The 14301-nt window shown below is 41.1% G+C and carries 8 protein-coding genes; 5 read left to right on the forward strand and 3 right to left on the reverse strand.

Going from position 1 to position 14301, the window contains the following annotated elements:
- Positions 1-24: 24 nt before the first annotated feature.
- Both AB6735_RS24070 and bglX read right to left on the reverse strand, forming a co-directional pair.
- Positions 25-3309, reverse strand: coding sequence for a SusC/RagA family TonB-linked outer membrane protein (locus AB6735_RS24070; protein WP_370998685.1), 3285 nt, complete (start codon positions 3307-3309; stop codon positions 25-27).
- Between the two features lie 859 nt (positions 3310-4168).
- Positions 4169-6481 (reverse strand): beta-glucosidase BglX, encoded by a 2313-nt coding sequence (gene bglX / locus AB6735_RS24075; protein WP_370998686.1) that lies wholly within the window; start codon positions 6479-6481, stop codon positions 4169-4171.
- Positions 6482-6681: 200 nt separating this feature from the next.
- Between bglX and AB6735_RS24080 the strand changes: the two genes are divergently transcribed.
- The gene (locus AB6735_RS24080) at positions 6682-7443 is read left to right on the forward strand and encodes an NUDIX domain-containing protein (RefSeq protein WP_370998687.1); all 762 of its coding nucleotides are present in this window, start codon (positions 6682-6684) and stop codon (positions 7441-7443) included.
- Between the two features lie 74 nt (positions 7444-7517).
- Here AB6735_RS24080 and AB6735_RS24085 read toward each other — a convergent pair whose 3' ends face one another.
- Positions 7518-7757: a hypothetical protein gene (locus AB6735_RS24085; protein ID WP_370998688.1), complete on the reverse strand. Its 240-nt coding sequence runs from the start codon at positions 7755-7757 to the stop codon at positions 7518-7520.
- 141 nt (positions 7758-7898) lie between these two features.
- Between AB6735_RS24085 and AB6735_RS24090 the strand changes: the two genes are divergently transcribed.
- From AB6735_RS24090 to AB6735_RS24105, 4 genes are all read left to right on the forward strand, one after another.
- The gene (locus AB6735_RS24090; protein WP_370998689.1) at positions 7899-9764 is read left to right on the forward strand and encodes a M1 family metallopeptidase; all 1866 of its coding nucleotides are present in this window, start codon (positions 7899-7901) and stop codon (positions 9762-9764) included.
- A 523-nt stretch (positions 9765-10287) separates the two neighbouring features.
- Complete coding sequence (locus AB6735_RS24095; RefSeq protein ID WP_370998690.1) at positions 10288-11346, forward strand: sterol desaturase family protein; 1059 nt, start codon at positions 10288-10290, stop codon at positions 11344-11346.
- 271 nt (positions 11347-11617) lie between these two features.
- Positions 11618-11962: a winged helix-turn-helix domain-containing protein gene (locus AB6735_RS24100; protein WP_370998691.1), complete on the forward strand. Its 345-nt coding sequence runs from the start codon at positions 11618-11620 to the stop codon at positions 11960-11962.
- A 106-nt stretch (positions 11963-12068) separates the two neighbouring features.
- Positions 12069-14072, forward strand: a complete 2004-nt coding sequence (locus tag AB6735_RS24105) for a TonB-dependent receptor plug domain-containing protein (RefSeq protein ID WP_370998692.1) — start codon at positions 12069-12071, stop codon at positions 14070-14072.
- Positions 14073-14301: the final 229 nt, after the last annotated feature.

Raw genomic sequence — 14301 nt, forward strand, 5'->3', positions numbered from 1 at the left:
TCTTTTCGCTAAAAACATTAAACATTAAAACGTCGCCTGTACACCTATACTGTATCTCTTTTCGTTTGCCGGATAATTTCCGAAGTCGATACCAAAACTGGTGTTATCACCTGCAGTACTGTTGTTAAGAGCTGAATTCTGTAATTCAGGATCCAAACCAGTATACTTGGTAATTGTAAAAAGATTATTTCCTAATACGAACACCCGTACCTTGGATAAACCAATTTTTCTTAATGCTTCAGGAGATAGGGTGTAGCCAATTTGTAATGATTTTAACCTAAGGAACGAACCATTTTCAATATAAAATGAGTTAAACGCACCAGTGTTACCAATATTAGCGGCCCTGGTTAGAACCGGGATAGTGGCTTTACTGTTATCAGCACCCGCATGCCATGAATCAGTCAAGATGTTGGCACTTACGTTACCATCAAATACGGCCGGGAAGCTGGTCCAGTATTTAACATAGTTAGCTACTTTATTACCGTAAACACCGTAGAAGAAGGCGCTAAAATCAAACCCTTTATAGCTGGCGCCTAAGTTTAAGCCTCCTGTAAATTTAGGGTTTGGATTTCCAATAAATGTACGATCATCCTGGTTTACTTTTCCATCGCCATTAACATCTTTTAATTTGAATAAACCAGGTTTAGCACCGCTATATCCAGGAGAATTATCAACATCGGCCTGACTTTGATATAATCCTAATACCTGATAGCCAAAAAATTCCCCAACCGGTTGACCTGGCTGCAAGCGTACAAAATTTTGCAAACGGGTTGAGCCTGCACTATTAACATCAAGATAAGGCACACCTGAATTTAGCGACTTCACTAAATTACTGTAATGGCTAAAATTAAGCCCAACCGTAAATTTGAGCTGGTCAATATTACCATGATAATTTACACTGGCATCAAAACCTTTGTTTACTAAATTTCCAGCATTGATATAAGGAGGATTTGGAATACCGGCAGGGGCAGGTTTTTGTGATCTAAATAATAACCCTGAAGTTGTTTTTTTATAATACTCAAATGAAAAATCAATCGCATTATTCAGGATTGTTCCATCAATACCAATATTTAACTCTTTATCAGTTTCCCAGGTAGTTTGTTTATTACCTTTTTGTGTAAGTGAGTATCCTAAATTTGCGATGTTACCTGTACCATTAATATCATAATATTGTGTACCCGGCCCTGCTGTATATAGATCGTATGCATTATAAGGCTGCGTTGCCACTCCGCTCAGTGACCCTAATGAACCATAACCACCGCGTAATTTCAGATCATTTATCCAACTAACACCTTTCAGGAAATCTTCTTTTGAAATTCTCCAGCCTAAAGTTACTGAAGGGAAAGTTCCGTATCTGTAACCCGGAGCGAAATAAGACGAACCATCTCGTCTTATTGTGCTACTTAACAAATACTTATCATCAAATGCATAATCTAACCTTGCAAAATATGATTGGATAGTATTGGAGAAAAACACGTTATAATCCAGGAAATTATTGGTATTTGTTTGCCCGGAAGGCGAACCTGTATTTAATTGTATATAATCCGGATCGATTATATTGTAATTACCCCGGCCAGCCTGTACCTGACGGCCATAGTTATTGATCGACTCCTCTCCTAATAATACCTTTAAGCTATGTTTGCCAAATTGTTGGTTATAATTTAAAGTATTAGTCCAGGTGTAGCTGCTACGGTACCCTGAAATTTCCTGGTATGAATTTGCTCCTGTATTACCTTCAGCATTTTCATACGGTGTTGGGTTAAAATAACGATTATAATAGTTATCAACAGTACCGCCAAATTGTGTACGGGCAGTAAAATGCTTAGCTATGTCTACCTCTGCAAAAAGATTACCCTGTATTTGCCAGTCTTGGTTATTACCTCTCAACTTGCTATTGGCCAGGCTACGCTGAGCAATAGCAACAGGATTTGAAGAGTTACTTAACCCGGTTGATCTTGACCCTGCATAATTACCTTTAATATCATAAACCGGGATTATAGGTGGTTCACGATAAATATAAGAAACCAGGTTACCTTCATTCTGGTTAGCAGTACCCATTGTAGGGTTGTTCTTGTTAAACAAATAAGCATTTTCGCCTACACGTACGCGATCTCCAAGGTTAAAGTTGGTATTGATCCTTGTAGAGTAACGTTTTTCGTATGTACCAATCAATGTACCCTGTTGGTTTAAATAACCAACAGACATTAAATAGGTTGATTTATCATTACCTCCACTGGCTGTAATATTATGTATAGTGGTTGGAGCAGGTTTAAATACTTCATGAAACCAGTCGGTGCCTTGTTTATTAGCCATAGTTACCTGGTTACCTACGCCGGTTAAAGGGTTTAAGGTATAATCTGCCGCCGTAGTACCTGGATCACCTATTTTGGCACCTGCAGGAGAAATAAAGTCAGGAATAGTCCATGTACCTGTTCCCTGTGGATCAAATTGGGCGCTCGGATTGCCTTTCGGCCCACCACCTATTTTTCCATCATTTCTGTACGACTCAAACTCGGCCTCCATGTAGGTTTTGGTATCCGCCAGTTTAAAACCATCTTTTAGTGGTCTGGTGGTACCATAAAAACCGTCATAAGTAATGGTAGCCTTACCTGATTTACCTTTTTTTGTTGTAACAACAATTACACCATTTGAACCACGTACACCATAGATAGATGCCGAACCTGCATCTTTTAACACTTGTAAAGATTCGATATCGTTTACGTTGATATCATCTAATTTACCAGGCGTACCGTCAATAATAACTAATGGTGCTGTGCTAAAAATTGAGCCCACACCACGAATATTTACCGAGGTTGCAGCGCCCGGCTGACCAGAGTTGGTAACCGTTACACCTGATGCCTGCCCTTGCAATAAAGAAGATGTATTACCTGCAGGCACCGATTTCATGGTGGCCACGTTAACAATAGCTACCGAACCGGTGATATCCTTTTTACGTTGAGAGCCGTAACCGGTAACCACAACTTCGTTCAGTGAGTTGCTGCCCGCTTGCAGCGTGATCCTGATATTAGCATCAGTACCCACTTTTACTTCGGTTGTTTGATAACCGATGTATGAAATTACCAGCGTATTGCCCGGGCTTAGGCTTAGCGTAAATTCGCCGTTAACGTCTGTTACAGAACCTGTAGTAGTACCTTTGATGCGTACCGACGCACCTACTACGGGTAGTTTATCGTCGCTGCCGATAACCTTACCCTTGTACTTTGTTTGTGCTGTAACTACCAACGAAGAAACCAGGCAGCATAACAGCACACCAAGGAATCTTCCTTTTAGGAGTAAACTTTTAAACATGAGATTGAGATTTAGTTGATTAATATATTTGATTTAAGATTGTAAGTCGATAAATGAAGTTTTAAGTTAATAATGGGACTATAAAATATTCTGGGATGAATTGCTGGCCGGAAACAGAAAACCTAGTAATGTGGCTTTTAAAATAGCGACAACTAAATTTTAAAGATTCGAAAAATAATGAGTGTAAAAGTTTTATCATATGATCTTCCCGTAATAAATTTTAAACTTATTCCCCGCTATCATCCACTTTTGCTCGCCCTTGTGGGTTGAGTTATTTAAGACTAAAATGTTATAATAATATTAGATTCAGTGTGATTTCTGATACCTCAGAAATTTATATTGGCTATTCATCTAATGTAATGAGAGTGTATTGTTTACACAAGTGAAAAATACAGATTTGCAAATTAATTATTAGTAAATCATTATAGCAGTAAAACATGATGATTTGAGATACCTTTATTAACAAATCATCAACAAAATACCTATTTCTATAAAAATATAACAATGTAAAATTGTTGCTACTAACGATTCTATACCTCCAAAAATTGATGAAGAACAATAATTATTAATAGACGAGTATAAAAACTATATTTTTTTCGGCGCTGAGCCATCTGGTTTTTCACGCAATCGATTTCATTTTTAAGTGTTAAAAATATCCTTAAAATCCCCAATAATGTCATTATTACATTTATAAAAAATTATATATAACTGTTATACAAACATTTACAACTTTTTACAATTTTATATAATTGTCAATAAAACAATTATCAGCATTTAAAATCCTTATTCCATAAAACCACAAAGAGCGGAGATATTATAATATCTCCGCTCTTTGTGGTTCATTAAAATGCTTAATTCATTACTTATTCCATTGTACTGAAGCATTGTGTGTATCACTGGAATTTGTACCTATCTGGATAACGAATTTACCCGCTTCCCAATCATATTTAAGCTGGCTGTTATAAAACTTAAGCTCATCTGGAGTAACCGTAAATGACACTTCTTTTTGTTCTCCTGGCCGCAGGCTTATCTTTTTAAAATCTTTCAATTCTTTTACCGACCGGCTAATGCTGGCTACAGGGTCGCTGATATAAAGCTGAACTACTTCTTCGCCTGCATATTTACCTGTATTAGTAACGGTAACGGTTGCTGTGAGGCTCTCATTACCCTTTAGTATTGTTTTGCTAAGTTTAACATCGCTGTATCCAAAAGTGGTGTAGCTTAAACCATACCCAAAGGGATAAAGCGGGTCGTTTGAAATGTCAAGATAATTTGATTTGAATTTCGATGGGCCGCCGGTGTATGGTCTGCCCGTGTTTTTGTGGTTATAATAAATAGGTATCTGACCTACGCTGCGCGGAAAGGTAGCTGTGATTTTCCCGGCAGGGTTATAATCACCGAACAATACATCGGCTACTGCATTGCCCGCCTCGGTTCCCGGAGCCCAAACATCAAGTATGGCACTGGCGTGTTTATCCTCCCAGGTTAAAGTAAGAGGACGGCCATTAAATAATACAATAACCAACGGCTTACCCAGCTTAGCCAGTTCTTTCAGCATATTTTTTTGACTTTCGGGAATATCGATATCCGAGCGGCTTGATGATTCGCCCGACATACTTTGTGATTCACCAACCACAGCCACGATCACATCTGATTTTTTAGCGGCTTCAATTGCTTCTTTCAGCAGTTCATCTGCAGGCTTAGGATCAACCGCTACCATTTGCTGGCCAAAAAAATTCAGTCGCTGTATAAATAAGCTATCTTCTGTGATGTTGGCTCCTTTAGCATAGTTAATTGTAACGCCATCACCTACTACATTTTTAATACCCTGCATTACACTGATTGATTTTTGCCAGTCGCCGGCAACTACCCAGGTACCCAACATATCTCGCTGGTTATTGGCCAGCGGGCCAACTAAGGCAATTGAACCTGTTTTTTTAAGGGGCAGAGTTTGATTACTGTTTTTTAACAGCACAAATGAACGCCTGGTGATATTGCGTGCTTCTGTACGGTTTTCTGTTGTCAGCACATCTTTGGTTTCGCGGCTTGCATCAATTGATTTATAAGGATTGTCAAATAATCCTAATTTGTATTTGGCTTCCAGCACACGGCGGCAAGCCAGGTCAATTTCCTGCTGAGTTACTTTACCAGCGGTTAGTGACTTTTTCAGCGTGGTTAAAAAGCCTTCGCCTACCATATCCATATCCAGGCCGGCTTTAAGAGCCAGTGCCGATACGGTTTGCAGGTCGCCCAATCCATGCGCGGTCATTTCATTAACAGCGGTATAATCAGATACCACAAAACCTTTAAAACCCCATTGTTTACGCAATACATCGGTTAACAACCATTGGTTACCGGTAGCCGGCACCCCATCAACGGTATTAAATGAGCTCATAAAACTACCTGCACCTGCATCAACCGCGGCCTTATATGGCGGCAGATAATCCTGGTACATTTTTATACGGCTCATATCAACAGTATTGTATTCACGACCAGCTTCGGCGCCGCCGTATAAGGCAAAGTGTTTTACGCAGGCCATTACCGCATCAGCATTTTTCATGCTGCTACCCTGGTAGCCCTGTACCATAGCCTTAGCCACCTGCGAACCATACCACGGATCCTCACCCGAGCCCTCTGAGATACGGCCCCAGCGTGGATCACGCGCGATATCAACCATGGGGGAATATACCCAATTTAAACCTTCGGCAGTAGCCTCCTTGGCTGCAATTTGTGCAGAACGCTTGATCAAGCCCATATCCCAGGTAGCTGAAAGCCCTAATGGAATAGGGAAAATGGTACGGTGCCCGTGAATTACATCCAATCCAAAAATAAGCGGGATATGAAGCCTGGTGCTTTTTACCGCCAGGTCCTGGATCTGTTTTACCTGATCGGCCCCCCATATACCGAACACCCCGCCAATTGCGCCATTTTTTATCTTTTCTTCAACACCTTTATTTACTACCGAACCTGTAGTTGCCGCGCCTATAGTTACCAGATTAAGCTGCCCGATTTTTTCATCAAGGGTCATCTTACTCATCAAACCGGTAACATAAGTATTCATTTTAGCATCTTCGGTTTTGGTTTGGGCAGATGCTTTATAAAAGGAGATCAACGCCACAAAACAAAGCGGAATAACCTTATTGGTGATTCGGGCTGAAAAACACTTTTTCATTTTTTTAATTTAGATATAAGAGAATTGGATAAACAAATATCAACAAAATAAAAGCCATTGTAACCGAATACTAATTGCTTATTTCAATAAACAGTTACAGATAAAAATTGGTTGCAATAAAACAAAAACAATGGTGTATAAAGTACACAATTGTAATTATTATAATTAAATAATCAAACTTTATTTGTACAATAGCACAAATGTTAACTAAAGAACAACTTTTTGAATATAGCGAAGAAGCACGTAAAAATTATCTCGGTAATATTTCTATCGATTGCGTTGTTTTTGGTTTTCATGAAGGGCAAATGAAGGTATTACTGCTGCAACCCCATGATGAAACTAAGTGGTTATTGCCCGGTGGTTTTGTGCAAAAACAAGAACCTATTGAAATGGCCGCAAATCGTATATTGAAAGAACGTACCGGTCTTGATAAAATATTTTTGCAACAGTTTCACGTTTTTGGCGATCCTGATCGCGCAAAATTCCATCACGACCTGTACAGAGATACCCTACCCGATGAGCAAAACTGGTTTGCCAACCGTTTTTTATCGATTGGTTATTATGCCCTGGTTGATTTTTTTGGTGTGGTGCCACAAGCCGATGAGTTTTCTGAACTTTGTACCTGGCGTGATCTGGACGATATGCCTGCACTTCTGCTTGATCACGAACTCATATTTAAAACCGCCCTGGATACACTACGGCTTCAGCTAAATTACCAGCCTATAGGTTATAACCTAATGCCGGGAGAGTTTACTATGCCCGAATTGCAGAAACTATATGAAACCATACTGGACAAAAAGTTGGACCGACGCAACTTTCAGCGCCGTATATTAGGTTTTGGCATTCTGAACCGGGCCGAGCAACCCCGCAAAGGAGGAGCCCATAAAGCTCCATACCTGTATTCATTTGATCTGGAGAAATACCAAAATGCCTTAACGGAGGGCTTTAAAGGCGGATGGTAGTTTTAAGGGGAAGTCTTAAGCTCTAAGCTTTAAGTCAAAAAAACACTTGAGGCCTTGAACTCCCGACTTGAGACTTAAGACTCAATTTTATACTCCATTTTTACCTGTATATTTAAATCTTCGTGCATTTTAGCAAATTGGCGTGGGTTACGTGTAAAATCAGGATCGGTATCCATATACATATTAATAATTTTCACCTCCTCTGGATGTTTGTCCGTACCTATATTATAGGTAAGGCCTTCGCCACTTTCCAGCTTTTGCTTTAGTTCCAGGTATTGCTTACCTGTTATCATAATCATTTTTTCTGCGGTCATTGGTTTGTTTATATAGAGTATAAGGGTGGTATTGAGTTGTTAATCTTAAACATGCTAAAATCACTTATTTGCCTGATGTACATTGCTGCCTGTTGAGTTTATTATATTTACCTTCAAATATAACTGATATAATTTCGCTTAATGCTTAACCTCAAAAAATTACTCACGATAGCACTACTATCCGCCAGTACAATCTCTTATGCGCAGGTTAACCTGCCTATCGCTGCAAATCTGCAAAATACATATACCAAAGGTACGCGTACTAAAGCGGGCGCCCCCGGTAAAAATTACTGGCAAAATACCGCCGACTATCACATTAAAATAAGTTTTAATCCTCAAAATCGCAATCTTACTGGCACAGTAACCATTGACTATACTAACAACAGTCCGGATACGCTTAACACGATATTATTTAAGCTTTACCCTAATTTATATAAAAAAGGCGCCATTCGCGATATGCCTGTATCTGCAAATGACCTGACCGATGGCGTACACATCAGATCAATCAGTGTTAATAATCAATTACAGGACAGTGCCAAACACCATATAGAAGGTACTAACATGACATTGGCTGTTCCTTTATCACCCGGGCAAAAAGCTCATTTTGATATCGAATACGCTTATACGCTCAATCAAACATCGCACATACGTACCGGGCAAATCGACACTGGTGCTTTCTTTGTAGCTTATTTTTTCCCGAGGATAGCCGTTTATGACGATATTGACGGTTGGAACGAATTACCTTATCTCGGTTCGCAGGAATTCTACAATGATTTTTGCCATTTCAATGCAGAGATCACCGTGCCTGGCAATTACCAGGTTTGGGCCACGGGGAACTTAAAAAACCCAGAACAGGTTTATAACCCCAAATACGTAAAACTGATCAACCAGGCCGGCATCAGCGATAAGGTAACCGATATTATTACCAAAGCCGATATTGAGGCAGCCGATATCACCAGGAGCAACCCTACCAATACCTGGAAATTTGAGGCCGACAGCGTTACCGATCTTGTTTTTGCCACCAGCAACCATTACATCTGGAAGGCATCAAGTTTAGTGGTCGATCCCAAAACCAATCGCCGTACGCGCGTTGATGCCGTTTTTAATCCCGCGCATAAGGACTATCTGGAGGTAATCAATTATGCTCGTAAAACGGTAGAAACCATGAGCTATCAATTCCCTAAATGGCCGTATCCTTACCCACATGAAACCGTATTTGACGGGCTCGACCAGATGGAATACCCCATGATGGTGAACGATAACCCGCTCGAAAATACAACTGATGCCATTGAACTCACCGACCACGAAATATTTCATACCATGTTCCCTTTCTATATGGGCGTTAACGAAACCAAGTACGGCTGGATGGATGAAGGCTGGGCTACCATTGGCGAATGGCTCATCAGTCCGGTTATAGATCCCAGTATTGTGGACCCGTATGGCGTATCTGCAACCGAGAACGCCGCCGGCATCGAGCAGGATGTACCTATCATGACCCTTACCCCGCAGCTTATCGGCGTGGCTAAATTTATTGATACCTACCCTAAACCTGCCCTGGGCTATTTATACGTAAAAGACATGCTGGGCGATGAGCTGTTTACCAAAGCATTACACTACTACATTAGCCAATGGCATGGTAAACACCCAATGCCTTATGACTTTTTCAACTGTATCAATAACGGCTCGGGCATCAACCTCAATTGGTTTTGGAAGAGCTGGTTTTTTGATAACGGGCAGCCAAACCTGGCTATTGGCAAGGTAAGCCATCAGTTGCAAAAATATAGTGTGACCATCAACAGTATTGGCAACAAGCCTGTACCCATAAACCTCACCGTATATTACAAAGATGGCAGCTCGCAATTGCTGCATCAAAGTATTGCCTGCTGGGCCAAAGGCAACAAAACCACCAATGTTACCTTCGTGGCCAAAAAACCGGTGAAGCAATTGGTGTTAGGCTCAACTCATGATCCGGATACTGATAAGAAAGATAACAGCTGGAAACCCTAATCAAAAAACTTTTTAAAGCTTAAATTTTAACACTTTCCTGGCCAAAAAGAGGGCAAAAACAAATGAAAAACGTTTGAAAAACTCTCGTTTTAACACTTTTTAACAAATTTAAACACGGTTTTTGAGCTGTTTTTAAAACTTTAAAAAGTATTAATTTTCTGATTGTCAAACAAAACATACCAAGCGATCGGTTTTTTGGGTCTTGTTTTGGTATTAACAAAACAGCCCGGTTTTCCTAAAAAAGGAACCGGGCTGTTGATTGATATAAATATACGAAAAATTACAATAATGTCTGCTGGCATAGTTTTGTAGCAATTAGCATATCGCTTTCAAAATATCTCTCCTTATACCTTGTTCGGGATGACGATCACTTTTTGATATTATAAAAGCGGCCCATGAAATTTAGATTTTAACTTGCAGGGTAAATAAATTTTGCAGACTTTTATAAAAAATTACTATGTACATACATAATTACATATTAATTACGTTTTACATTTATAAACCAAGCATAAAAATTTAACGGATGGACTTCTTAAACGCTGTATGGCATCAATTCACCGGCTTCTTTGGCTTTAACCATTTGCTGCAGATCCTTAAATCGGGCGATTATGATAAACTGCTTACTTACGAGGGTTTTACCGCTTTGCTGGTTCCTGTTATGCCTTTTTTACTGGTGATCGAAATTATCCGCGCGGCGTTTTACAAGCGTTTTAAGGTGATCAGTTATAAGCTAACTTTTTTCTCGTATGTGTTCAACGCTTTTGTTGGCCGGGTAATATCCATTGCCATGGTAGGTATTTGTATTGGCCTGTTTGAAAAGTACGCTATTTTTAAACTATCATTTACCTGGTATTGGTTTATTTATGGTTATATTGTGTGGGAGTTCGGCCATTTTTTATATCATTATTTTGGGCACAAAGTTAGGCTGTTCTGGTGCCTGCACTCCACCCATCACGCGCCCGAAAGCATGAACCTTTCGGTAAGTTATGCCCACTTCTTTTTAGAAGGCCCTTACGCCGACTTTATCCGTACTACCACCTGTATCTTATTGGGTGTACCACCGGCTATGCTGTTTGTGATCATGTTTATTGATGGTTTTTGGGGTGGTATGATCCATATTGGCGAAAACCTGGTACATGACGGGCGCCTGGGCTTTCTGAATAACATTATCCTTACCCCATCGCACCACCGGGTACACCACGCCCGCAATCCGCTTTATATGGATACCAATTTTTGCAACCTGCTCAACATCTGGGATAAGGTTTTTGGCACTTATCAGGTGGAGGACCGCAACATACCTATCGAATACGGGATCAGTCGCCCGATGATCAAAAACAGCTTTCTGGATGCTTATTTTGGTGAAATAGTGGCCCTTGCCAAGGATGTTTACAAAGCGCCGGGCATCAAGAACAAATTTCTGTATATGGTAATGCCTCCGGGATGGAGCCATACCGGCGACCATAAAATGACTACCGTTGTAAAAAAGAAATACTTTGAAGAGCTGCAGCAGCAACAACAAGCCAATCCTGTAAATGATACAGATAAGGCGGGTACCCAAAGCAACGAACCCGTGTTGTCATAAATAGCTTGCCAGAATGCAAATCTAAATATTTTCAGCATCTAACTTGGGCTAAAGCCCTAATCCGCTATTATTCACCCGCCCCATAAATGGGACGGCAATGAATTTTCATGTCCTGTTTATCCATTGCCGTTGGCTTTAGCCAACGGGTAACAAATAATATAAAACCAGGGCTTTAGCCAAACTGAGGGCATATGATAATCAGCAAAATACCACCGGTAATTTGCTCCTCGTTTGCCTTTTTATTAAAATAGCCTTACTTTCATTATTAATAATGAGTGATCCTATTTTTAAATTGAATGGCAGGGTTTGGATAGAGACCGGGGACGAAAAAGTTCTCGGTCATGGGCGTGTGGAACTGCTGGGACGCATCCAGGCCTCCGGCTCCATCAGGCAGGCGGCCCTGCAAATGAAAATGTCGTACAAACAAGCCTGGGATATGGTAAACCACATGAATGAGCACTTTGGTCAACCGCTGGTGGTATCGCATCGCGGTGGCAAGGGCGGCGGCAAAGCGGTGGTAACGGAGTATGGTGTAAGGGTTATCACCCGGTTTCATTTACTGCACCAAAAGCTACAGGAGTTTTTGAAAGAAAATTCAACAGACCTTATACTTTAACTGCTCGAATTCTTACACAGATAATAAAATCTTTCATTTCACTTTCAAAAATCAGCTTAAATTGCCATTTTGCGTTATATTTTATTTTATATAACGCAAAATACACATGAAAAAACCTCTACCTGTCCTTATCACCGTTCTAATCTCCCTTACTTCGTTTCATTTTACCGTAAATGCCCAGGATAGGGACACATCTAAACATATTTTCCAGCTTGGCCAAGTTAATATCATCGGTACAAAAGATAGTTTACGATCTGATAAGTTGAGCTCGGGCACCATCAACCGATATAACCGCTTAACCGTATCAAGCGCCTTAAACCTGTTGCCCGGAGTAACACTTACTGCTGTAGGCCCCCGGAATGAATCGGCGGTGAGCATTCGTGGGTTCGACGTACGTTCTGTTCCCATTTACCTGGATGGCGTGCCTTTGTATGTGCCTTATGATGGTTATGTAGATCTGGCACGTTTCAATACCTTTAACTTATCAGAAATACAGGTTGCCAAGGGTTACTCTTCCGTTTTATACGGTCCAAATGCCGAGGGCGGCGCTATTAATCTTATCAGCCGTAAACCGGTAAAACCATTTGAGCTGAGTGCCATTGCCGGCTGGTTAAGCGGCGGCTACCGGTTGAATACCAATATAGGCTCCAACCTGGGCAAGGTTTATTATGAAATTTCGGCTTCACAGTTAAAACGCAACTGGTACCCGCTGTCGCATGATTTTGCGCCTACCAAGAACGAGGATGGCGGACACCGCGATAATTCCTATAATAATGACATAGCCGTAAGCGGCAAAGTTGGCTTTACCCCAACCGCTAACCAGGAATATGCCGTAGGTTACAGCTATCAGCATGGTACCAAAGGCACACCTGTTTACGCCGGCAACGATGCTGCAAATGCCTTGTTTAAAAGTCCGCGGTTTTGGAAATGGCCCAACTGGGATACACAAAGCCTTTACCTCATCAGCAATAACCGCATTAACAGTACCAACGTGATCAAAACCCGCTGGTACTATGACCAGTTTAAAAACAACCTGCAAAGTTTTGACAACGCTTCCTATAACAGCATGACCAGACCCTATGCCTTCACCAGCATTTATAATGACTATACCCTGGGCAGCAGCATCATGTTTGAAAACACCGACTTGAAGAATAACAGCTTTAGCATAGCTGGTCATTTTAAACAGGATGTGCACCGCGAACACAATATAGGTGAACCCGTTCGTCGCGATGCGGATAATAACTTCACCGTTGGTGCCGAGGATACTTATCATTTAACATCGGCCTTAAAAGCCAATGCCGGTGTAAGCTATATGAACAGGCACAGCATTGATGCACAGCAATACACCAACAACGTGGTGAGCCAGCTGCCGGCCAACAGCAACAGCGCCTGGAACCTGCAAGGTTTGTTACAATACGATATCGATAGCACCAACGCCATTACGCTTTCGGTAGCGCGCAAAACCCGTTTCGCTACCATTAAAGACAGGTACTCTTACAAATTCGGCACGTTTATCCCCAACCCTGATCTCAAAGCCGAGAACGCTTTAAATTATGATCTGAGCTATCATACCCTACTTATGGGTAAATTATCGGTACAGGCATCATTGTTTTACAGCAAAATCGGCAACCTGATACAAACGGTAAACAATGTACAGGTTGATCCTAAAACGGGTACTAATTTGTCGCAGGTGCAAAATGTGGGTCGTGCGGAATATTATGGCGCCGAGCTGGCCATTGGTTATCCTATTGCCGACGAGCTGCGGATAGACGCCAATTACACTTACCTTAAACGCAAGAACCTCTCGAGCCCATCCATTGACCTAACCGATGTACCTCAAAACAAGATATTTGGTTCGATACAGTATACGCCGATCAAAACGCTGTACGTGATGGCATCGGAAGAGTATAATTCCAAAAGGTACAACACCAGCTATGGCACGGTATCCGGCGAGTTTGCTCTTACCAATGTAAAAACGCATTTAACACTGGTTAAAGGATTTTCGATCGAGGGCGGCGTAAACAACCTGTTTGATAAGAACTATACCCTGGTTGAAGGTTTCCCGGAAGCCGGGCGTAACTATTTTGCTAATGTGATATTTAGTTATTGATATATTTTCAGATCCTCTTTAGAGAGTAATAGCCCATGAAAAGACATAAGGCGAAAATTAGCCACCTATCGACTCACCCCGACATCGCTGCGCTTGTCACCCCTCTCTCCGCTTCGCGCATAGAGGGGATTTTTAATTCTTTTTTTCTTTACCCTCTTTGCGGCAAAGCCGCAGAGAGGGTGGTCCAGCGAAGCGTAGACCGGGTGAGTCGGCTATGCGACTTGTTTTT

This window comes from Mucilaginibacter sp. RCC_168 (genome assembly GCF_041355315.1).
GTDB lineage: Bacteria > Bacteroidota > Bacteroidia > Sphingobacteriales > Sphingobacteriaceae > Mucilaginibacter.

Coding starts and splice junctions, on each gene's coding strand:
- AB6735_RS24105 (WP_370998692.1), top strand. CDS start 12,069: ATGAAAAAACCTCTACCTGTCCTTATCACCGTTCTAATCTCCCTTACT.
- AB6735_RS24070 (WP_370998685.1), bottom strand. CDS start 3,309: ATGTTTAAAAGTTTACTCCTAAAAGGAAGATTCCTTGGTGTGCTGTTA.
- AB6735_RS24090 (WP_370998689.1), top strand. CDS start 7,899: ATGCTTAACCTCAAAAAATTACTCACGATAGCACTACTATCCGCCAGT.
- AB6735_RS24100 (WP_370998691.1), top strand. CDS start 11,618: ATGAGTGATCCTATTTTTAAATTGAATGGCAGGGTTTGGATAGAGACC.
- bglX (WP_370998686.1), bottom strand. CDS start 6,481: ATGAAAAAGTGTTTTTCAGCCCGAATCACCAATAAGGTTATTCCGCTT.
- AB6735_RS24080 (WP_370998687.1), top strand. CDS start 6,682: ATGTTAACTAAAGAACAACTTTTTGAATATAGCGAAGAAGCACGTAAA.
- AB6735_RS24085 (WP_370998688.1), bottom strand. CDS start 7,757: ATGACCGCAGAAAAAATGATTATGATAACAGGTAAGCAATACCTGGAA.
- AB6735_RS24095 (WP_370998690.1), top strand. CDS start 10,288: ATGGACTTCTTAAACGCTGTATGGCATCAATTCACCGGCTTCTTTGGC.